Annotated in this window: 20 protein-coding genes and 2 tRNA genes; 5 read left to right on the top strand and 17 right to left on the bottom strand. The window is 53.2% G+C overall.

Going from position 1 to position 20288, the window contains the following annotated elements; all coding sequences use genetic code 11:
- Nucleotides 1–48 precede the first annotated feature (48 nt).
- Nucleotides 49–567 (top strand): type 1 glutamine amidotransferase domain-containing protein, encoded by a 519-nt coding sequence (locus tag RIN69_RS02680; protein WP_313855380.1) that lies wholly within the window; start codon nt 49–51, stop codon nt 565–567.
- 36 nt (nt 568–603) lie between these two features.
- On the opposite strand, the gene RIN69_RS02675 is transcribed toward RIN69_RS02680, so the two are convergent.
- Entirely contained in the window at nt 604–1038 is a 435-nt protein-coding gene (locus RIN69_RS02675) for a YhbP family protein (protein ID WP_313855379.1), read from the bottom strand.
- 91 nt (nt 1039–1129) lie between these two features.
- Here RIN69_RS02675 and RIN69_RS02670 point away from each other — a divergent pair, with 91 nt between their 5' ends.
- Nucleotides 1130–1432 carry a GIY-YIG nuclease family protein gene (locus RIN69_RS02670; RefSeq protein ID WP_313855377.1) on the top strand — a complete coding sequence of 101 codons (303 nt, stop codon included), beginning with the start codon at nt 1130–1132 and terminating at the stop codon, nt 1430–1432.
- Here the strand turns inward: RIN69_RS02670 and RIN69_RS02665 are convergent.
- Together RIN69_RS02665 and ubiT are read right to left on the bottom strand one after the other, a co-directional pair.
- A complete protein-coding gene (locus tag RIN69_RS02665) occupies nt 1416–1922 on the bottom strand; it encodes a GNAT family N-acetyltransferase (RefSeq protein WP_313855376.1) in 507 nt (168 codons plus the stop codon). The genes RIN69_RS02670 and RIN69_RS02665 overlap by 17 nt on opposite strands.
- Nucleotides 1916–2440 (bottom strand): ubiquinone anaerobic biosynthesis accessory factor UbiT, encoded by a 525-nt coding sequence (gene ubiT / locus RIN69_RS02660; protein ID WP_313855374.1) that lies wholly within the window; start codon nt 2438–2440, stop codon nt 1916–1918. Before ubiT ends, RIN69_RS02665 begins: the two co-directional genes overlap by 7 nt.
- A gap of 206 nt (nt 2441–2646) precedes the next feature.
- On the opposite strand from ubiT, the gene ubiU reads away from it, so the two are divergent.
- The 3 genes from ubiU to RIN69_RS02645 all read left to right on the top strand — a co-directional run bounded on the left by ubiU (nt 2647) and on the right by RIN69_RS02645 (nt 5662).
- Nucleotides 2647–3642: a ubiquinone anaerobic biosynthesis protein UbiU gene (gene ubiU / locus RIN69_RS02655; RefSeq protein ID WP_313855373.1), complete on the top strand. Its 996-nt coding sequence runs from the start codon at nt 2647–2649 to the stop codon at nt 3640–3642.
- Between the two features lie 8 nt (nt 3643–3650).
- Nucleotides 3651–4529: a U32 family peptidase gene (locus RIN69_RS02650; protein WP_313855372.1), complete on the top strand. Its 879-nt coding sequence runs from the start codon at nt 3651–3653 to the stop codon at nt 4527–4529.
- Nucleotides 4530–4651: 122 nt separating this feature from the next.
- Nucleotides 4652–5662 (top strand): luciferase-like monooxygenase, encoded by a 1011-nt coding sequence (locus RIN69_RS02645; RefSeq protein WP_313855371.1) that lies wholly within the window; start codon nt 4652–4654, stop codon nt 5660–5662.
- Nucleotides 5663–5778: 116 nt separating this feature from the next.
- Here the strand turns inward: RIN69_RS02645 and RIN69_RS02640 are convergent, their stop codons facing one another.
- The 14 genes from RIN69_RS02640 to glmM all read right to left on the bottom strand — a co-directional run bounded on the left by RIN69_RS02640 (nt 5779) and on the right by glmM (nt 20286).
- Nucleotides 5779–7722 (bottom strand): DEAD/DEAH family ATP-dependent RNA helicase, encoded by a 1944-nt coding sequence (locus tag RIN69_RS02640; protein ID WP_313855370.1) that lies wholly within the window; start codon nt 7720–7722, stop codon nt 5779–5781.
- 16 nt (nt 7723–7738) lie between these two features.
- The gene (gene yrbN, locus RIN69_RS22890) at nt 7739–7795 is read right to left on the bottom strand and encodes a protein YrbN (protein ID WP_156322019.1); all 57 of its coding nucleotides are present in this window, start codon (nt 7793–7795) and stop codon (nt 7739–7741) included.
- Between the two features lie 104 nt (nt 7796–7899).
- On the bottom strand, nt 7900–8784 hold the full coding sequence (nlpI, locus tag RIN69_RS02635; RefSeq protein ID WP_313855369.1) for a lipoprotein NlpI: 885 nt from the start codon (nt 8782–8784) through the stop codon (nt 7900–7902).
- A 123-nt stretch (nt 8785–8907) separates the two neighbouring features.
- A complete protein-coding gene (gene pnp, locus RIN69_RS02630) occupies nt 8908–11034 on the bottom strand; it encodes a polyribonucleotide nucleotidyltransferase (protein ID WP_313855368.1) in 2127 nt (708 codons plus the stop codon).
- A gap of 315 nt (nt 11035–11349) precedes the next feature.
- Nucleotides 11350–11619 (bottom strand): 30S ribosomal protein S15, encoded by a 270-nt coding sequence (rpsO, locus tag RIN69_RS02625; protein ID WP_024966694.1) that lies wholly within the window; start codon nt 11617–11619, stop codon nt 11350–11352.
- Between the two features lie 134 nt (nt 11620–11753).
- Nucleotides 11754–12698, bottom strand: coding sequence for a tRNA pseudouridine(55) synthase TruB (gene truB, locus RIN69_RS02620; RefSeq protein ID WP_313855366.1), 945 nt, complete (start codon nt 12696–12698; stop codon nt 11754–11756).
- Complete coding sequence (gene rbfA / locus RIN69_RS02615; RefSeq protein WP_052898304.1) at nt 12698–13099, bottom strand: 30S ribosome-binding factor RbfA; 402 nt, start codon at nt 13097–13099, stop codon at nt 12698–12700. The genes truB and rbfA overlap by 1 nt, the downstream gene beginning before the upstream one ends.
- A gap of 67 nt (nt 13100–13166) precedes the next feature.
- A complete protein-coding gene (gene infB, locus RIN69_RS02610) occupies nt 13167–15839 on the bottom strand; it encodes a translation initiation factor IF-2 (RefSeq protein WP_313855365.1) in 2673 nt (890 codons plus the stop codon).
- A gap of 17 nt (nt 15840–15856) precedes the next feature.
- A complete protein-coding gene (gene nusA, locus RIN69_RS02605; protein WP_313855364.1) occupies nt 15857–17344 on the bottom strand; it encodes a transcription termination factor NusA in 1488 nt (495 codons plus the stop codon).
- Nucleotides 17345–17368: 24 nt separating this feature from the next.
- Nucleotides 17369–17821 carry a ribosome maturation factor RimP gene (gene rimP, locus RIN69_RS02600; RefSeq protein WP_052898376.1) on the bottom strand — a complete coding sequence of 151 codons (453 nt, stop codon included), beginning with the start codon at nt 17819–17821 and terminating at the stop codon, nt 17369–17371.
- Nucleotides 17822–18034: 213 nt separating this feature from the next.
- Nucleotides 18035–18111: transfer RNA gene (locus tag RIN69_RS02595), tRNA-Met, on the bottom strand.
- A gap of 59 nt (nt 18112–18170) precedes the next feature.
- Nucleotides 18171–18257, bottom strand: a tRNA-Leu gene (locus RIN69_RS02590).
- A gap of 57 nt (nt 18258–18314) precedes the next feature.
- On the bottom strand, nt 18315–18647 hold the full coding sequence (secG, locus tag RIN69_RS02585) for a preprotein translocase subunit SecG (RefSeq protein ID WP_052898298.1): 333 nt from the start codon (nt 18645–18647) through the stop codon (nt 18315–18317).
- A gap of 304 nt (nt 18648–18951) precedes the next feature.
- On the bottom strand, nt 18952–20286 hold the full coding sequence (glmM, locus tag RIN69_RS02580) for a phosphoglucosamine mutase (RefSeq protein ID WP_313855363.1): 1335 nt from the start codon (nt 20284–20286) through the stop codon (nt 18952–18954).
- Between the last annotated feature and the right edge of the window lie 2 nt (nt 20287–20288).

The raw sequence follows: 20288 nt of genomic DNA, 5'->3' as shown, positions 1-20288 counted from the left end.
CATAGTTGTCCAAAATTAATAATGTAATCAATATAAACGGAGGAAAAGATGAGCAAGAAGATTGCGGTGCTGATTACCGATGAATTTGAAGACTCAGAATTTACCTCTCCTGCCGAGGCTTACTCCAAAGCGGGACATGAGCTTGTCACTATCGATACGGAAGCGGGTAAAACGGTAACCGGTAAGCAAGGTAAGGCAAAAGTGAAGATCGATAGAGGTATCGATCAGGTCGATGCTGCCGAATTTGATGCGCTGCTGTTGCCCGGTGGCCACTCGCCAGACAGCCTGCGTGGCGATGACCGCTTTGTTGCCTTCACTAAGGCCTTTGTCGACAGCGGCAAGCCGATATTTGCCATTTGTCACGGTCCACAGCTGCTGATCAGCGCCAACGCCGTACGTGGTCGCAAAATGACCGCGGTGAAAGCCATCGCCATTGATTTGAAAAATGCCGGTGCAGATTTCTACGATAAAGAGGTGGTGATCGACGACGAGAAACTGGTCACCAGCCGTACGCCTGATGATTTACCGGCGTTTAATCGGGAATCGCTGCGTATTTTGTCACTCTGACCGACAGCACGGGAGCCGAAAGCGGCTCCCGTCGTTTTATGCGCGTTGCCAGCGCAGTTTCTTACCGAATCCCAGCGCATTATCCGTCATTTTCAGCTCATCCAGACGGATTTCCCACAGCGGTGCGGAAACCTTTCTTGCTACCGGAAAACGCTTACAGTAAGCGGCACGCGCCAGCGCTTCGCGTTCGCCAGCTAAGCGGATAATTTGCCCGCGGTACTGCACGCCTTTAATCAACAAGACGCTTTTGGGCTGACCGTTAATGCTTCCGGCGACCACTGGCTGCTGCTGCATCAGTTCGCCATGGCGGGTATCCGGTTCGGTCATCAGCCAGAACACCGTCTGGCTGGCATCAAACACGTAAAAACAGTTGGCGCACCATAAGTCTTCCGCCGTGCCACAGCATAATGACAGCACATGCTGTTTTTTCAGATAACGGCCAATCGCGGCAAGCGTTTCAGTTTCGGACAAAATAACTCCGTGTTTTCCGGAAAAGTGGCGATAGCCGCCAGATTTGAATCACTTTAGAATGCTGACAGATCTTCGCAAACTGAGAGTCTTTATGGATAACTCTGCTACGCCAGTCTGGCAGCTGTATATTCTGCGCACCGCCAGCGGCATGCTGTACACCGGCATCACCAACGATGTGGCGCGTCGCTTACACCAGCATCAGCAAGGCAAGGGGGCAAAAGCCTTGCGCGGTAAAGGTCCGCTGGCGCTGCTGTTTCACTGTGAAGCGGGCGATCGTTCCAGCGCGTCAAAGCTGGAATATCAGGTAAAACAGCTGAAAAAGCAGGACAAGATCAGGCTGGTCGAAAGCCAGCCTGTCTCACTGCCACAGTGGCTGGCTAATCGAAACGGTTAAACGGCTCGGCAAACTCAATCTGCCCTTGCGCGTCAACAAACGCGTCATCTGCCAGTTTGTAGACCTGAAATGCCGCTTCGGCGCCCAGCCATTTACAGTGGAGCTGATGGCGCGCGGCCGGTTCAAAGCCGAAACGGCCATAAAATGCCGGATCGCCTACCACCACCACGGCGGCATAGCCGAATTCATTTAAGGTATCCAGCCCTTCGTAAATCAGCTGTTTGCCGATACCCTGCTGGCGTACGCTGCCATCCACCGCCAGCGGTGCCAGCCCCACCCACTGTCGATCCTCACCCTGCATGGAAACCGGGCTGAATGCCGCATAGCCCAGCACCTGGCCTTCATCATCCGTGGCGACAACGCCCAGCGTCAGCAGGCCGTCTTCGCGCAGCTGCTGTACCAGCTCGGCTTCTGCCGGCGTCGGGAAGCAGCGGCGCAGCAGACTGTCGATACCTGCGGCATCAACCCCGATTTCTGTCCGAATTAACATGGCGCACCTGCGCGATTCTCCGGGGAGTTCGCGTCCTTGTTCAGCCCAGCCTCAACAAACTGAGCCAGTTGCATTAGCCCGATACGCAGCGGTGTCGGCATCATTTCCAGTTCAATCGCATCCATTAAATTCTTCACCTCAAGTCCAAGCTCGGTATCACCTTCTATCACCAGCCGGCGCTGGAAAAACAGCGTATCCGGATCGCGTTTACGCGCCGCCACCAATATTAAATCATTAGCGTCACCCCGAAACCATACATCGATCTGCTGAGCATCGCTAACTTGTAGCTGCCCCTCTGACACACTGGTCGCCCAACGCAGATCAAGATCGCGAATTTCAATGCCCAACCAGCGTCCCTGCAGAAAGTCTAACTCACCTTCAGCCAGAGCTTGCGCAAATTGCCAGTTAAGCAGTTGCTGCAACAAACGTTTTTTCAACGCGAAAGGGGTAAATTGTAGCGGAAAACGCAGAAATTTCGGACCATTTTGTACGCACTGTGCGCGAAGCTGATTCAACACCCGTTATCACTCCTTTTGAAAAATTTCGGACATTTTGCCATATCGACAAAATTCATCAGGTAGCGGGATCAACAAAGTGAACGAACTTTACTCTTTTTGAACTACCAATATACATTCAATACGCCATTCGCTGCCTTAAATCAAAATTTGTCATCGGCAGCAGATCTACACTCGTCGACTGTTATCGCTCATTACAGAGAATAATCATGGAACTTCTTTGTCCGGCCGGGAACCTCCCTGCCCTGAAAGCAGCCATCGACAATGGTGCCGATGCGGTGTTTATCGGTCTGAAAGATGAGACCAATGCTCGCCACTTTGCCGGCCTTAACTTTACCGAAAAGCGCTTACACGAGGCATCGCGCTTTGTGCATCAGCGGCGACGCAAACTGCATGTCGCGATTAATACCTTTGCCCATCCCGATAATTATCAGCGCTGGCAGCGGGCGATCGATGTGGCGGCGGATCTCGGTGCCGATGCGCTGATCCTTGCCGATCTGGCGACGCTGGATTACGCCGCTGAGCGCTATCCGCATATTGAACGACATGTTTCCGTACAGGCGTCAGCCACCAACCTCGAAGCAATAAAGTTCTATCAGCGTAATTTTGCTGTTTCCCGAGTGGTATTGCCACGCGTGTTGTCGATGCATCAGGTGCGCCAGCTGGCGCGCGTCACGCCAGTACCGCTGGAAGTCTTTGCCTTTGGCAGCCTGTGCATTATGGCCGAAGGCCGCTGCTATCTCTCTTCCTGGCTTACCGGAGAATCGCCTAATACCGTCGGCGCCTGCTCACCAGCACGCTTTGTGCGCTGGCAGCAAACCGAAGCGGGTCTGGAAGCGCGTCTGAATGAAGTGTTAATTGACCGCTATGCCGATGGTGAACATGCCGGTTATCCGACGCTGTGCAAAGGACGTTATAAAGTCGATGAAATGCGCTATCACCCGCTGGAAGAGCCAACCAGTCTGAACACGCTGGCACTACTGCCGGAACTGCTGCAGGCCAATATCGCCTCAGTAAAAATTGAAGGACGCCAGCGTAGCCCGGCGTATGTCGCTGAGGTGGCGCGTATCTGGCGTCAGGCAATCGATCGCTGCAAAGCGTCTCCCGATGAGTTTAAGGTCGAGCAAAACTGGATGAATGCCTTAGGTGCGTTATCTGAAGGTACGCAAACCACACTCGGCGCATACCACCGTAAATGGCAGTAGGAGCCTCAATGAAATATGCCCTGGGGCCGGTACTGTGGTACTGGCCAACTGAAAAACTCAGTGATTTTTATCAGGCTGCCGCCAGCAGCAGTGCTGACATTATTTATCTCGGCGAGAGCGTGTGCAGCAAGCGCCGCGCCACCAAATTCAGCGCCTGGCTGGATATCGCCAGACAGCTCAGCCAGAGCGGTAAACAGGTGGTGTTCAGCACGCTGGCGCTGGTGCAGTCGCCTTCCGAGCTGAGTGAAATAAAGCGCTATGTTGATAACGGTGAGTTTCTGATTGAGGCCAATGATTTAGGCACGGTGAATCTCGCCGCAGAGCAGAACTTGCCGTTTGTCGCCGGTCACGCACTAAACTGTTATAACGCCGTTACCCTGAAGCTACTGCTGAAACAGGGCATGACGCGCTGGTGCATGCCGGTCGAACTGTCGCGCGACTGGCTGACGAATATCCTGCGCCAGTGCGATGAGCTGGGAATTCGTCAGCAATTTGAGGTGGAAGTAATGGCCTATGGGCATCTGCCGCTGGCACTGTCGGCGCGCTGTTTTACCGCCCGTTCCGAGAATCGCGCCAAGGATGAGTGTGAGACCTGCTGTATTAACTATCCACAAGGCCGTCGCGTGTTGTCGCAGGAGAATCAGCAAGTGTTTGTGCTGAATGGGATCCAGACCATGAGTGGCTACTGCTACAACCTCGGTAACGATCTGGCGTCGATGTCCGGGCTGGTAGATATCGTGCGTTTATCGCCTGAGGATCAGCAAACGCTGACGGTGATCGATCGTTTCCGGGCCAATGAAAATGGCGGCTCACCGCTGATGGTCGCGCAGCGAAATGACTGTAATGGCTACTGGCGCAATCTGGCCGGGCTGGTACTGGAAAACTAACACGGCACAGGGTGTAAAGCCGCTGGCGATAAATACAGCTTTAATAGAGGGACAGTCAGCTAACACTGATACTTATTGATAGCAGGCGACGTTGTTCGTCGTGCATAAAAAAGTGAGTTCCTATGTCTGATAAAAAAACTGTCCCTCTGTCAGTTCTCGATTTAGCCCCCATCCCGCAAGGCTCTTCGGCGCGGGATGCGTTCCATACTTCGCTGGCGCTGGCTCAGCAGGCGGAAAAGTTGGGTTACCATCGCTACTGGCTGGCAGAACACCACAATATGACCGGCATCGCCAGTGCTGCCACCTCGGTGCTGATTGGTTATCTGGCTGCGGGCACTACCACACTGCGCCTCGGTTCTGGCGGCGTGATGTTACCTAACCATGCGCCGCTGATGATTGCGGAGCAGTTCGGTACTCTCGAGTCGCTCTATCCAGGACGTATCGATCTGGGACTGGGACGCGCACCCGGCTCTGACCAGCGCACCATGATGGCACTGCGCCGTCATCTCTCCGGTGCCCAGGCCGACAGTTTCCCGGCAGATGTCGCCGAGCTGGTTAACTGGTTCGATGCACTTCAGGATGAACAGCCACCCGTACAGCCGGTGCCCGGCCTCGGTCTGAAAATTCCGGTATGGTTGTTGGGTTCCAGTCTCTACAGTGCTCAGCTGGCAGCACAAATGGGCCTGCCATTTGCTTTTGCCTCACACTTTGCGCCTGACTTACTGTTCCAGGCGCTGCAAATCTATCGTCAGAACTTCAAACCTTCGGCGCGGCTCGAGAAGCCCTACGCGATGGTGTGCGTTAACGTCGTCGCCGCCGAAAGTGACCGTGACGCCCGTTTTCTGTTTACCTCAATGCAGCAGCAGTTTATCAACCTGCGTCGCGGTAAGCCCGGCCCACTTCCGGCTCCGGTGGAAAATATGGATAACCTGTGGTCGCCGTCAGAGCAGTATGGCGTGCAGCAGGCACTGAGTATGTCGATCGTCGGTGACAGCGCTAAAGTGCGTGATGGCCTGGCCTCACTGATTCGTGAAACCGATGCGGATGAGATTATGGTTAACGGCCAGATCTTTGATACCGGAGCGCGACTGCGCTCGTTTGAGCTGGCGATGCAGGCGGCACAAACGCTGTAAGGCCGACATTCTCGTCTTTCGTGCCGCAGAGTAACATCAGGGCGGAATTCGAAAACGGCTCCCCTGGAGCAAAAAAAAACCAGCCCGAAGGCTGGTTTTTTTATTGGCATCAGTGATTATGCATCACGACGACGAGTGGGTGCGCTTCCGCCGTCCTGACGTGGACCACGGTTGCCGCCGTCACGGCTGAAGCCGCCACGACCGCCATTGCCGCCTTCACGACGCTCGCTGAAACGACGCGGTGCGCCGCCATCACGACCACCTTCACGGCCTGCACCGCCGCCGAAGCCACCACGGCCACCCGGACGACGTTCGCCGCCACGCTCAGCACCACGGTCGTTGCTACGCGGTTGTGCATCGCCCAGCAGCTGCATATTCATTGGTTTGTTCAGAATACGCGTGCGGGTGAAATGCGACAGCACATCGCCCGGCATGCCTTTCGGCAGCTCGATAGTTGAGTGAGTACCGAACAGCTTGATGTTACCAATGTAACGGCTGCTGATATCGCCTTCGTTAGCAATCGCGCCAACGATATGACGAACTTCAACACCATCATCACGGCCAACTTCAATGCGGTACAGTTCCATATCGCCAACTTCACGACGTTCACGACGTGGACGGTCGCCATCGCGCGCTTCACGTGGAGCACGGTCACCGCGCTCGCCACGACGGTCATCACGACGATCGTCACGGTCACGGAATTCACGACGTGGACGCTGTGGTGCATCTGGTGGCAGAATCAGTGGACGTTCGCCCTGGGCCATTTTCAGCAGAGCTGCGGCCAGAGTTTCCATATCCAGTTCTTCTTCTGGCTGCATTTTAGCCAGCAGTGCACGGTACTGGTCCAGATCGCTGCTTTCCAGCTGCAGCTGAACTTTAGCCGCGAACTTAGCCAGACGACGCTCGCTCAGCAGTTCTGCATTTGGCAGATCAACTTCAGGAATGGTCAGCTTCATGGTGCGTTCGATGTTGCGCAGCAGACGACGCTCGCGGTTCTCAACGAACAGCAGCGCACGGCCAGCACGACCCGCACGACCGGTACGGCCGATACGGTGAACGTAAGACTCAGCATCCATAGGGATGTCGTAGTTAACAACCAGGCTGATACGCTCAACGTCCAGACCACGTGCCGCAACGTCGGTGGCAATCAGGATGTCCAGACGACCATCTTTCAGGCGCTCCAGCGTCTGCTCACGCAGTGCCTGGTTCATATCACCGTTCAGTGCAGCACTGTTGTAGCCACTACGCTCCAGCGCTTCAGCCACTTCCAGCGTCGCGTTTTTGGTACGCACGAAGATAATCGCCGCATCAAAATCTTCCGCTTCCAGGAAGCGAACCAGCGCGTCAGTCTTACGACCGTAAGCAGTCCAGTAGCTCTGGCTGATATCCGGGCGAGTAGTAACGCTGGACTGGATACGCACTTCCTGCGGATCTTTCATAAAGCGTTTAGTAATACGACGAATAGCTTCCGGCATAGTTGCAGAGAACAGCGCGGTCTGATGACCGTCTGGGATCTGCGCCATGATGGTTTCAACGTCTTCGATGAAGCCCATACGCAGCATTTCATCTGCTTCGTCCAGTACCAGACCACGCAGGCTGGACAGGTTCAGCGTACCGCGTTTCAGGTGGTCAAGCAGACGGCCCGGAGTACCCACAACGATCTGTGGACCGGCACGCAGAGCACGCAGCTGAACGTCATAACGCTGGCCGCCATACAGGGCCACAACGTTTACGCCGTTCATTTTCTTAGAGAATTCAGTCATAGCTTCAGCAACCTGAACCGCCAACTCGCGAGTTGGTGCCAGCACCAGAATCTGTGGTGCTTTCAGATTACTATCAACATTGTTCAGCAGGGGCAGAGAGAATGCAGCTGTTTTGCCACTACCAGTCTGGGCCATGCCCAGCACGTCACGACCAGCCAGCAGGTGTGGGATACACTCTAACTGGATAGGTGATGGTTTTACGTAGCCCATACCGTTCAGGGATTCGAGAAGGGCAGCATTCAGGCCCAGGTCAGCAAAAGTAGTTTCGATTTCAGTCGTGGTTTCGATCGTAGTCATGTAGTACACAAGCCTCTTATATTGCGGCGGCCAGTCTACATAACTCGTCGTGAAAATTTTCAATCATTTTCATCAAAAAGTGTGAACCGGCTCAAATTAGTGGTTTCGACGAACAAAAAAGCCCTCATCCGCTAAGATGATGACATTTCAGAAATTCAGGCAAAGAAAGTTCGTCAGCTATTGCTGGTCAGATTCTGATAAATCGTCTTGTGTCTGGCCGAGTAGCGCCAGCTCCAACAATGCGTATCGGTGCTCAACGAAGTTATTTACGTTGTTAGCAACCGCCAGTTTGAACAACGCTTCTGCGTTGTCCTTCTCCCCCAGACTTAGGTAGTACTTACCTAAATAGAAGTTGGTTTCACTGAGATGTTCAGCGAGCGAGGTGTTATCCGTTGCGTCCGCCTTGAGACGTTCCATCAGCGTTTTTTCACTGATGTCGCCAAGGTAGAACTCGACAATATTCCATCCCCATTGTTCCTTATCCGATTTGTCGTGACGCTTTTGTAGCGTTACTTTCGCGTTGTCTGCATCCATCTCACGTTCTGCGAGATAGAGCCACAAGCTACGGAAAGGATCGTTAGGATCGTCTTGATAAAACGCCAGCAGATCATCTTGCGCTAGCGGGAATCGACCACCGTAATACAGGGCGATGCCACGATTTAAATGCGCATAGTTGTAAGTTGGATCAAGCTCAAGTACAGAATCAAACGCTTCATAGGCGGCATCAAAGTTGCCAGCCTGCGTTAAATATATGCCTAAGTAATTGAATACTTCCGGCATATCCGGTCTGATCGCTAACGCTTGTGAAAAATCATTTCGCGCTAATGCTCTCAAACCTAAACTATCATACAACACTCCGCGCTCATATAACAGCTGTGCGCGTTCATCATCTGTTAATGCCCGACTGGCAAGTATTTGTTCCATGCGCGCCAGGATGACTTCCTGTTGCAATGTGGGTTGCAGCGGAACGGCCAAAACCGCGTTCTTACGCCAATCAGAGTTGCTGCATCCTGCCAGCGATATAGCTGTCGCAACCAAACACCAGCGCAAAAAAGGCTTCATTTCCCACTCCCGAAAACAAACACTGGGATGTACATCCTGCCATCCGCCTGCCGTGCACGAGGTTTCCCGCCCTCGCGATGAAACAGCTCTCCATGCGCACATGGAGAGCTCAGTGGTCGATCGTTATTCAGCTTCAGGATTCGCTGCAGCAGCTTCAGGCTGCTGCTGTTCTGTCGCTTCTTTAATGCTCAGGCGCACGCGGCCCTGACGATCAACTTCCAGTACTTTAACCGGAACTTCCTGACCCATCTGCAGGTAGTCGGTCACTTTCTCAACGCGCTTATCAGCGATCTGAGAAATGTGTACCAGACCTTCTTTACCGCCACCGATGGCCACGAAGGCACCGAAGTCGACAATACGGGTCACTTTACCATTGTAGATACGGCCAACTTCGATCTCAGCAGTGATCTCTTCGATACGACGGATAGCGTATTTCGCTTTTTCACCGTCGGTTGCTGCGATCTTCACGGTGCCATCATCTTCAATTTCAATGGTGGTGCCGGTTTCTTCGGTCAGCGCACGAATGACCGAGCCGCCTTTACCGATAACATCTTTGATCTTGTCCGGACTGATCTTGATGGTGTGAATACGTGGTGCAAACTGAGAAATATCGCCACGCGGTGTGCTGATAGCCTGCTCCATCACGCCCAGAATGTGCAGACGTGCACCTTTGGCCTGATTCAGCGCTTCCTGCATGATTTCGCGGGTAATGCCTTCAATTTTAATATCCATTTGCAGCGCGGTGATACCGTCACGGCTACCGGCTACTTTGAAGTCCATGTCGCCGAGGTGATCTTCGTCACCGAGGATGTCAGACAGAACGACAAACTTCTCACCTTCTTTCACCAGGCCCATCGCGATACCCGCAACAGCGGCTTTGATCGGTACGCCTGCGTCCATCAGTGCCAGTGAAGCACCACAAACGGAAGCCATTGATGAAGAACCGTTAGATTCGGTGATTTCAGACACAACACGTACGGTGTACGGGAAGTCTTCTGGTTTCGGCATCATTGCCAGCACGCCGCGTTTCGCCAGGCGACCGTGACCAATTTCACGACGCTTAGGAGAACCGACCATACCGGTCTCACCCACCGAGTACGGAGGGAAGTTGTAGTGGAACAGGAAGCTGTCGGTGCGCTCGCCCATCAGCTCATCCAGGTTCTGCGCATCACGGGCAGTACCCAGAGTCGCGGTAACCAGTGCCTGAGTTTCACCACGGGTGAACAGTGCGGAACCGTGAGTACGTGGCAGCACGCCAGTACGCACATCCAGACCACGGATCATGTCTTTCTCACGGCCATCGATACGCGGCTCACCGTTCAGAACACGGCTACGCACAACGTTTTTCTCGATAGCGTGCAGAATGTCGCTGATTTCGCCTTCGTCCAGCGTCTCATCTTCTGCCAGCAGTGCTGCGGTGGCTTCAGACTTGATCACGCCAACTTTTTCGTAGCGTTCTTGTTTCTCAGTGATGCGGTAAGCATCGCTCAGGCGAGATTCAGACAGTGCAGCGATGCGCGCAGTCAGCGCTTCGTTCACTGCTTCTGGCTGCCAGTCCCAACGTGGTTTGCCTGCTTCAGCAACCAGTGAGTTAATGTTTTCAATAACAATCTGCTGCTGCTCGTGGCCGAACACCACTGCGCCCAGCATCTGCTCTTCACTCAGCACATCGGCTTCAGACTCAACCATCAATACTGCGCCCTGAGTACCAGCAACTACCAGGTCCAGTTTGCTTTCTTTAACTTCGTCGCTGGTTGGGTTCAGAACGTACTGATCGTTGATATAACCGACGCGCGCGGCACCGATTGGACCATTGAACGGCAGACCAGACAGGCTCAGTGCAGCAGAGGCACCAATCATTGCCACGATATCCGGGTTAACCTGTGGGTTAACGGAAACCACGGTAGCGATAACCTGTACTTCATTGACGAAACCTTCCGGGAACAGCGGACGAACCGGACGGTCAATCAGACGGGAGATCAGGGTTTCGCCTTCGCTTGGACGGCCTTCACGACGGAAGAAACTACCCGGGATACGACCAGCAGCGTAAGTACGCTCCTGATAGTTAACCGTCAGCGGGAAGAAGTCCTGACCTGGTTTAGCTTGTTTACGACCAACAACGGTGACGAACACTGCGGTGTCGTCCATGCTTACCATTACGGCAGCCGTTGCCTGGCGCGCCATCATACCGGTTTCAAGGGTAACGGTATGCTGACCATATTGGAATTTACGTACGATCGGGTTCAGCAAAATAATATCCTTTACGCAAAGCAGGCACTTTCATCGTGCTCTGCCGTGGATTTTTAATCTTTATTTGCATCCTCGCGACTAATGACAACCTTTAATCCACGCCTCGTTGGATAAAGCCTCTCATTAGCCGCGCGAACCTCTGCAACTAAAGATCACACTCAGCAACAATACATTAGTTTGAGCAATATTGCTGCCGATTGCTCGAAAAAAGGGGCCGTAAAGGCCCCCTTTTAACGAAACTCGCACGAATCTGTTCATCAAGCCGTGCTTTCATCAGTTTAACGCCGATGACCGCCTGTGAACAGATTCTAAGATTTAGCGACGCAGACCCAGACGCTCGATCAGGCTGGTGTAACGTGCAACATCTTTACGCTTCAGGTAATCCAGCAGCTTACGACGCTGAGAAACCATACGCAGCAGACCGCGACGGCTGTGGTGGTCTTTTTTGTGCTCAGAGAAGTGACCCTGCAGATGGTTAATCTGTGCAGTCAGCAGAGCAACCTGAACTTCAGTTGAACCGCTGTCGTTAGCGTCACGACCATAATCAGCAACGATTTGTGCTTTAGTTTCAACACTTAGAGACATAATACAACTCCAAATTATAAGATAAATGTACAGGCGCCGATCTCTAATTCAGCTACCCAGGATTATACCTGCGTCAGAAACGCTGGTATAAAGCCGCGCCATTCTACTCTGAGCCAGTTACGATGGCAAATGGCTCACTCAGAATATTCCACGACCAGACGACGCGGCGCAACGCGACCATCGTCATCAATTTCTGCCATGCCGATAAACTTACGCGCCTCACCTTCGGTCACACGCACTAAGCCAGAGGCCGGCACGCCGGAAGCCTGCACCGGCTGACCCTGCTTGAAATAAGCCGCGACCACGGTCAGCAGGTTCACTTCAGGAAAAGCGGATGCCGGGCTGTCCATGGGCATCAGTAACGCATCGAGTTTTTCACCCGGCGCGACACCTTCCGCATTCGCCTGCTCAAGCAAGCTATTCAGTTGCTCCAGCGTTACCATATTGCCAACCGGATAAGTTGCCACCTGCAGACGTCGCAGCATAATCACATGCGCGCCGCAACCGAGCTTTTCACCGAGGTCGTCAATAATGGTACGAATATACGTGCCTTTCGAGCAGTGGATTTCCAGCTCAAGCTCGTCGCCTTCCCAGCGAATAAACTGCAGTTCATACACTTTAATGCTGCGCGCTTCGCGGGGTACTTCAATACCTTCGCGTGCATACTCGTACAGCTTGCGTCCCTGATATTTCAGCGCCGAATACATCGACGGCACCTGCTGGGTTTCCCCACGGAAGCTGTCGAGCGCTTCATCCAGCATCTGCTGGTTAAAGCTCACCGGACGTTCACTGATTATCGCGCCATCGGCGTCGGAAGTATCAGTGCGCTGGCCGAGGCGAGCGATCACACGATAACGCTTGTCTGAATCCAGCAGATACTGGGAGAACTTAGTGGCTTCGCCAAGGCAGATCGGCAGCATGCCGGTTGCCAGCGGATCCAGCGCACCGGTATGCCCTGCGCGGTTAGCGTTGAAGATGCGCTTTACTTTCTGCAGCACATCATTCGATGACAAACCCTGCGGCTTATCGAGTAGCAGCACACCGTGAATGTCACGACCGCGACGACGAGGACGACTCATTAATCCTCCTTGTCTTCTTCCGCAGAAGAACGGCGCTGTTCGTCGTTTTTCACTACGTTAGTGACAAGGTTAGACATGCGCATCCCTTCGACCAGCGAGTTATCGTAGAAGAAGGTCAGCTCAGGTACGATGCGCAGACGCATCGCTTTGCCCAGCAGGGTACGGATGTAGCCAGCGGCATCACCCAGCGCACGCAGGCCGCCTTTAATCGCCTCTTCATCTTTGTCATTCAGGAAGGTAACGAATACTTTGGCATAAGCCAGGTCGCGAGAAAGCTCGACGCCAGACACGGTAACCATCATGCCCAGACGAGGATCTTTGATCTCACGCTGTAAAATCATCGCGATCTCTTTTTGCAGCTCCTGGGAGACACGCTGCGGGCGACCAAATTCTTTTGGCATAATTAATTCTCCAAATAATAAGGGAGGCACGCGGCCTCCCAAAAAATAGTCTCGTCGTGCGTGACTATTAATCGATGGTGCGTTGAATCTCGATAATTTCGAATACTTCGATCATATCGCCAGTGCGCACATCGTTATAGTTCTTCACGCCGATACCACATTCCATGCCGTTACGAACTTCGTTAACGTCATCTTTGAAGCGGCGCAGGGACTCCAGCTCGCCTTCGTAGATAACCACGTTGTCACGCAGAACACGGATCGGGTTGTGACGCTTGATGTTACCTTCGGTGACCATACAACCGGCGATAGCACCAAATTTCGGTGATTTGAACACGTCACGTACTTCAGCCAGACCGATGATCTGCTGTTTGTACTCAGGCGCCAGCATACCGCTCATCGCCTGCTTCACTTCGTCAATCAGATTATAGATTACGGAGTAGTAACGCAGATCCAGACTTTCAGAATCGATCACGCGGCGCGCAGAGGCATCAGCACGAACGTTAAAGCCAACCAGAATTGCGTTAGACGCAGCAGCCAGAGTCGCGTCGGTTTCGGTGATACCACCTACGCCGGAGCCAACAATCTTCACTTTCACTTCGTCGGTGGAGAGTTTCAGCAACGAGTCGGAAATCGCTTCGACAGAACCCTGTACGTCGGCTTTCAGCACGATGTTCAGCTCGGACACTTCGCCTTCGGTCATATTGGCGAACATGTTTTCCAGCTTAGATTTCTGCTGGCGAGCCAGTTTAACTTCGCGGAATTTGCCCTGACGATACAGCGCAACTTCACGTGCTTTCTTCTCGTCACGCACCACAGTTGCTTCATCACCTGCGGCCGGAACACCTGACAGACCCAGGATCTCAACCGGGATTGACGGGCCAGCTTCGGTCACTTCGCGACCTAACTCGTCACGCATCGCACGGACACGGCCATATTCAAAGCCGCACAGCACGATATCGCCTTTATTCAGCGTACCTTCACGAACCAGTACGGTAGCAACCGGACCACGACCTTTATCAAGGAAGGATTCGATAACTACGCCGCTTGCCATACCCTGACGAACAGCTTTCAGTTCAAGAACTTCAGCTTGCAGCAGGATTGCGTTCAGCAGGTCATCAATACCGGTACCGGCTTTAGCGGAGACGTTAACAAACATGTTCTCGCCGCCCCACTCTTCCGGGATGATACCGTACTGAGTCAGTTCGTTTTTAACGCGATCTGGATCGGCGTCTGGCTTATCAACTTTGTTAACCGCAACCACAACCGGCACTTTCGCTGCTTTCGCATGCTGAATAGCTTCGATGGTCTGAGGCATCACGCCGTCGTCCGCAGCAACAACCAGGATAACGATGTCAGTTGCCTGAGCACCACGGGCACGCATCGCGGTAAACGCGGCGTGGCCTGGGGTATCCAGGAAGGTGACCATACCGTTTTCGGTTTCAACGTGGTAAGCACCGATATGCTGAGTAATGCCGCCCGCTTCGCCAGAGGCGATTTTGGTGGAACGGATGTAGTCCAGCAAGGAGGTTTTACCATGGTCAACGTGACCCATAATGGTGACCACTGGCGCGCGGGATTCCAGCGCAGCATCAGTATCACGGTCGCCCATTACCGCCTCTTCCAGCTCATTTTCGCGGCGCAGCGTCACTTTGTGACCCATTTCTTCCGCGACCATCTGAGCAGTTTCCTGGTCGATAACCTGGTTGATAGTCGCCATCGCGCCCATTTTCATCATCGCTTTGATGACGAGGGAGCCTTTCACTGCCATTTTATTGGCCAGTTCGGCAACGGTCACGGTTTCGCCGATGATCACATCACGGTTAACCGCCTGCGCTGGCTTGTTAAAGCCCTGCTGCAGCGAGCTAGGCTTACGCTTGCCTTTACCACCGCGAACCTGAGCGCGCGCTTCTTCGCGGTCAGCTTTCGATTCAGAATGCTTGTTGCCTTTCTTCTGACGTACGGCTTTAACCGGACGGCTACGACGCTCACCTTCAACCTTACGGTCGTTTTCATCTTCAGCCTGACGGGCATGAGTGGATGTGGTGACGTGGTAATCGGAGGTATCTTCCGGCTCTTCGGACGCGACGGTCCAGCTTTCACCTTTCTCTTCAGCCATTTTACGGGCCTCTTCGGCTACGCGCTTAGCGTCTTCTTCGATCTTGCGGCGCGCTTCTTCTTCAGCTTTACGCTTCAGCTCTGCGGCTTCGGCTTCGCGACGGGCTTTATCTGATTGATTGGCCCGGGTCTTTTCGTCGGTAGGTTGATTGCTCACTTTATCTTTTTCCGCTGCTTCGCGCCTTGCTTTGTCGGCGGCTTCACGTTTGGCTTGCTCTTCGGCTTCACGTTTCGCTTTGTCTGCTGCTTCACGTTTAGCTTTTTCTTCAGCCTCACGAGCCTGTTCTTCCGCTTCACGCTGTGCCTGCGCTTCTGCTTCCGCTTGTTCAGCGTCAGTTTCGCCCTTCACATAGGTGCGCTTTTTGCGGACTTCGATTTGCACCGATTTACTTTTACCCCCGGTGCCTGGAATATTCAAGGTGCTGCGCGTTTTGCGCTGCAGGGTCAGCTTACTTGACACGCTGCCGTGCTCACGATTCAGGTGCGTCAGTAAGGTTTCTTTTTCCTGCTGGGTCACAGAGTCAGTTTCAGACTTACGGATCCCTGCGTCAGCGAATTGCTGTACCAGGCGTTCTACCGAAGTCTCTATCTCTGCGGCCAGCGATTTTACGGTTACATCTGTCATGCTGTTCCTTCCTGTTATTACGCGTCGTCACCGAACCAGCAGATATTGCGCGCAGCCATAATCAGCTCACCGGCCCGCTCATCGCTGAGGCCTTCAATATCTGACAGATCGTCAACACCCTGCTCAGCAAGATCTTCCAGCGTGCATACACCTTTCGCCGCCAGTTTGAACGCCAGTGCGCGATCCAGACCTTCCAGATTCAGTAAATCATCTGCCGGTTTGCTATCGCCAAGGCTCTCTTCTTTTGCCAGTGCCAGGGTGGTCAACGCATTTTTCGCACGGTCGCGCAGCGCTTCTACCGTATCTTCATCAAGGCCGTCGATGTCCAGCAGTTCATTGATTGGTACATAAGCCAGCTCTTCCAAAGAGGAGAAGCCTTCTTCAACCAGAACGGTGGCGAAATCTTCGTCGATGTCGAGATATTTGGTAAAGACGTCGATGGCTGCATGTGCTTCAGCCTGGTGTTTGGCCTGCAGGTCGTCGACCGTCATCACGTTCAGCTCCCAGCCACTCAGTTGAGAAGCCAGACGCACGTTTTGGCCGTTACGGCCGATCGCCTGAGCCAGGTTTCCGGCTTCAACAGCGATATCCATGGTGTGATTATCTTCATCCACCACGATTGACGCGACATCAGCAGGGGCCATGGCATTGATAACGAACTGTGCCGGGTTGTCGTCCCATAGCACGATATCAATACGCTCACCGCCTAATTCGCTGGATACCGCCTGAACACGCGCACCGCGCATGCCGACACAAGCACCGACCGGGTCGATACGCTTGTCATTGGTCTTCACTGCGATCTTGGCACGAGAACCTGGATCGCGAGCGGCTGCTTTAATTTCAATCACTTCTTCGCCGATTTCCGGCACTTCAATGCGGAACAGTTCAATCAGCATCTCTGGTTTAGAGCGGCTGACAAACAGTTGAGCACCGCGAGCTTCCGGACGCACAGCGTACAGTACGCCACGAATGCGGTCACCCGGACGGAAGTTTTCACGTGGCAACATATCTTCACGGATAATGACTGCTTCAGCATTGCTACCCAGATCGAGGGTGATGTTGTCACGATTTACTTTCTTCACCACACCGGTGATGATCTCACCTTCGTGCTGACGGAACGCATCAACCACCATCGCGCGCTCAGCTTCACGTACTTTCTGTACGATAACTTGTTTCGCTGTCTGAGTAGTAATGCGGTCAAAAGTGACAGATTCAATCTGATCTTCAACAAACTCGCCGAGATTGAATGCTTCATCTTCGTAACGTGCAGCTTCCAGCGTGATTTCACGGGTCGGTTGTGTAACTTCATCCACAATCACCCAGCGACGGAAAGTATCAAAATCGCCGCTTTTCCGATCGATGCTAACGCGAACATCGATCTCTTGTTCGTATTTTTTCTTGGTTGCAGTGGCCAGCGCGCTCTCCAGCGCTTCGAAAATTTTCTCACGCGGGAGGGCTTTTTCGTTAGAAACTGCCTCTACAACAGCTAAGATTTCTTTGTTCATCCTGGTTAGCCTCAATCCGGACGTTTAAAAGTGGGGGACCAGGTTCGCTTTCTGGATATTACTCAGCGCGAACACTTCATCGCTACCCTCAACGGTAACAGTGATCATTTCACCTTCAACAGATTTAATGATGCCCTGCCATTTGCGGCGGTTTTGTACGGCCATACGCAAAACCAGGCTGACTTGTTCGCCAATGAATTGCGTGTAATGTGCTGCAGTAAACAGGGGGCGCTCAAGGCCCGGTGAAGAGACTTCAAGGTTGTAGGCAACGGTGATGGGATCTTCAACGTCCATTACCGCACTAACCTGATGGCTGACATCAGCACAATCGTCAACGTTGATACCGTCTTCGCTATCAATATAGATGCGCAGCGTGGATGTGCGACCACGAACGAACTCAATACCGACCAGTTCGTAGCCAAGCGCTTCTACTGGTGCCGAAATCAGCTCTGTTAATTTTTGCTCTAATGTGGACAAAGCCACCCCCAAGACATAAAAAAAGGGCTTAATAGCCCAGTGTTTTGATAGCCTGATAACAAAAAACCCCGAAAATTCGGGGCTTAATGCGACTGGACCCTGTACGCCGCAATTGCGGCTCGGCACACAATCCAAAAGAATTTTTTTCAAAACTCGCTGAAAATGCGCCGTAAGATGCATACAGTATATTTGAAAAAGAACTCTAAGGGAAAGTGGTTGCGGGGGCCGGATTTGAACCGACGACCTTCGGGTTATGAGCCCGACGAGCTACCAGGCTGCTCCACCCCGCGTCCGAAAACGTGGCGAATATTACGCCGATCTTGCGCTTAACGCAAGCAATTCTGAGATTTGGTACCGAGGACGGGACTTGAACCCGTAAGCCCAATCGGGCACTACCACCTCAAGGTAGCGTGTCTACCAATTCCACCACCTCGGCACTTTAAGACGGCGACTTTTTTATTTCTGTCGCATCGAAATTGTAACTTTTTACTGCTTACTGCGGGATGTCGCTGCTCGGCGTTGCCGGTTTCGCTGGCGCAGTCTGTTCAGACTGAGCTGGCTGCGTGAGATTATCCCACTCGCTACCTTTCGTGGTTTTATTGCTGTTCAGGTTACCCAGAACCAGGCTGATAATAAAGAACAGGGTAGCCAGCACTGCGGTCATACGGGTCATAAAGTTGCCTGAACCGCTTGAACCAAACAGAGTACCGGAAGCGCCTGCACCGAAGGAGGCTCCCATATCCGCGCCTTTACCTTGCTGCAGCATGATCAGACCTACAAGGCCCAGTGCCACAATAAGGAAAATTACCAGAAGAGCTTCGTACATAATCAACCTGTTCCTTGCGCGCTAACCGCACATAAATAGCTTCAAACCAGTCAAATGGATGTTGTCATCACACCCACCAGAAGCGGGTGTGAATACTAACCAAAGGTCCTTGTCCGCGCAAGCGCAATTTCATTGCCGCCAGCTGATTGCGGAAAAAAACGCCATATTGTCAATTTCAGCAGAAAAAACGAGCAGTTATCCGGTAAGCATCAACCGATTACAGGCAAGCCGTTTAAAGGCGGTTCTGAAGACGGGCTGAGGTGCAAACCTCTTCACAGGCGGCGAGAACGCCGCCGCTACATAATCAGACTGCTTTTACCGCATCGGCGATACGATGTGCCAGTGTAGTGACCTGGGTTTCATCTTCGCCTTCAACCATCACGCGAATCAGTGGCTCAGTGCCGGATTTACGCAACAGCACGCGACCACGCCCTTCCAGCTCTTTCTCTACTTCCGCCGTGACTGCTTTTACCGTCGCATCTTCCAGTGGATCGGTTGCGCCGCTAAAGCGCACGTTGACCAGAATCTGCGGCAGTAATTTCATGCCACTGCACAGATCGTGCAGCGTCATATGGTTACGTACCATAGCGGTGAGTACTTGCAAACCTGCCACAATGCCGTCGCCGGTGGTGGTTTTATCCAGCAGGATCACATGACCAGAGTTTTCAGCACCGATACGCCAGCCTTTCTCCTGCAATTTCTCCAGCACATAACGATCACCGACTTTCGCCCGGGCAAACGGAATACCCAGCTGCTTCAGCGCCAGCTCGAGACCCATATTGCTCATCAGCGTACCGACAACACCGCCCTTCAGCTGACCCTGACGCAGACCTTCGCGCGCAATAATATACAGAATCTGGTCACCATCGACTTTGTTACCCAGGTGGTCGACCATCATAATACGGTCGCCGTCGCCGTCGTACGCCAGGCCGATATCGGCTTTTTCTGCCAATACGCGTTCCTGTAACATGCGCACATCGGTCGCACCGCACTCTTTATTGATATTCATGCCGTCCGGCTGACAGCCGATGGCAATCACCGTTGCACCCAGCTCTCGCAGCACGTTCGGCGCAATGTGATAGGTCGCACCATTGGCGCAGTCCACCACAATTTTAAGCCCGCTCAGGCTCAGCTCGCTCGGGAAAGTACCCTTGCAGAATTCGATATAACGGCCGGCAGCGTCAACAATGCGGCTGGCGCGGCCCAGTTCAGCTGACTCGACGCAGGTGATAGGCTTTTCCATCTCGGCTTCAATCGCCTCTTCCACTTCATCCGGCAGCTTGGTGCCATCAATCGAGAAAAATTTAATGCCGTTATCGTCGAAGGGATTATGTGAAGCCGAAATCACGATACCGGCTTCCGCACGGAAAGTACGCGTCAGGTAAGCCACTGCCGGGGTTGGCATCGGTCCGGTGAACGAGGCTGACAGGCCTGCTGCTGACAGCCCGGCTTCCAGCGCCGACTCCAGCATATAACCAGAGATGCGAGTATCTTTACCGATGATAATTTTTTTCGAGCCGTGGCTCGCCAGCACCTTGCCAGCCGCCCAGCCCAGTTTCAGCACAAAATCGGGGGTAATCGGGGTTTCGCCCACTTTGCCGCGGATGCCATCGGTACCAAAATACTTACGATTACTCATAG

Source organism: Winslowiella toletana, assembly GCF_032164335.1.
GTDB classification, from domain to species: Bacteria; Pseudomonadota; Gammaproteobacteria; order Enterobacterales; family Enterobacteriaceae; genus Erwinia; species Erwinia toletana_A.
Note: the sequence above shows the minus strand (reverse complement) of the source record. Positions and strands in the feature narration are given on the sequence as shown.

What these genes read in the sequence shown, in the direction of transcription:
- truB (WP_313855366.1), bottom strand. Translation starts at nt 12,698, where the DNA reads ATGAGTCGTCCTCGTCGTCGCGGTCGTGACATTCACGGTGTGCTGCTA.
- glmM (WP_313855363.1), bottom strand. Translation starts at nt 20,286, where the DNA reads ATGAGTAATCGTAAGTATTTTGGTACCGATGGCATCCGCGGCAAAGTG.
- secG (WP_052898298.1), bottom strand. Translation starts at nt 18,647, where the DNA reads ATGTACGAAGCTCTTCTGGTAATTTTCCTTATTGTGGCACTGGGCCTT.
- RIN69_RS02645 (WP_313855371.1), top strand. Translation starts at nt 4,652, where the DNA reads ATGTCTGATAAAAAAACTGTCCCTCTGTCAGTTCTCGATTTAGCCCCC.
- nlpI (WP_313855369.1), bottom strand. Translation starts at nt 8,784, where the DNA reads ATGAAGCCTTTTTTGCGCTGGTGTTTGGTTGCGACAGCTATATCGCTG.
- RIN69_RS02640 (WP_313855370.1), bottom strand. Translation starts at nt 7,722, where the DNA reads ATGACTACGATCGAAACCACGACTGAAATCGAAACTACTTTTGCTGAC.
- nusA (WP_313855364.1), bottom strand. Translation starts at nt 17,344, where the DNA reads ATGAACAAAGAAATCTTAGCTGTTGTAGAGGCAGTTTCTAACGAAAAA.
- RIN69_RS02650 (WP_313855372.1), top strand. Translation starts at nt 3,651, where the DNA reads ATGAAATATGCCCTGGGGCCGGTACTGTGGTACTGGCCAACTGAAAAA.
- rpsO (WP_024966694.1), bottom strand. Translation starts at nt 11,619, where the DNA reads ATGTCTCTAAGTGTTGAAACTAAAGCACAAATCGTTGCTGATTATGGT.
- rbfA (WP_052898304.1), bottom strand. Translation starts at nt 13,099, where the DNA reads ATGCCAAAAGAATTTGGTCGCCCGCAGCGTGTCTCCCAGGAGCTGCAA.
- infB (WP_313855365.1), bottom strand. Translation starts at nt 15,839, where the DNA reads ATGACAGATGTAACCGTAAAATCGCTGGCCGCAGAGATAGAGACTTCG.
- RIN69_RS02670 (WP_313855377.1), top strand. Translation starts at nt 1,130, where the DNA reads ATGGATAACTCTGCTACGCCAGTCTGGCAGCTGTATATTCTGCGCACC.
- RIN69_RS02665 (WP_313855376.1), bottom strand. Translation starts at nt 1,922, where the DNA reads ATGTTAATTCGGACAGAAATCGGGGTTGATGCCGCAGGTATCGACAGT.
- RIN69_RS02680 (WP_313855380.1), top strand. Translation starts at nt 49, where the DNA reads ATGAGCAAGAAGATTGCGGTGCTGATTACCGATGAATTTGAAGACTCA.
- ubiU (WP_313855373.1), top strand. Translation starts at nt 2,647, where the DNA reads ATGGAACTTCTTTGTCCGGCCGGGAACCTCCCTGCCCTGAAAGCAGCC.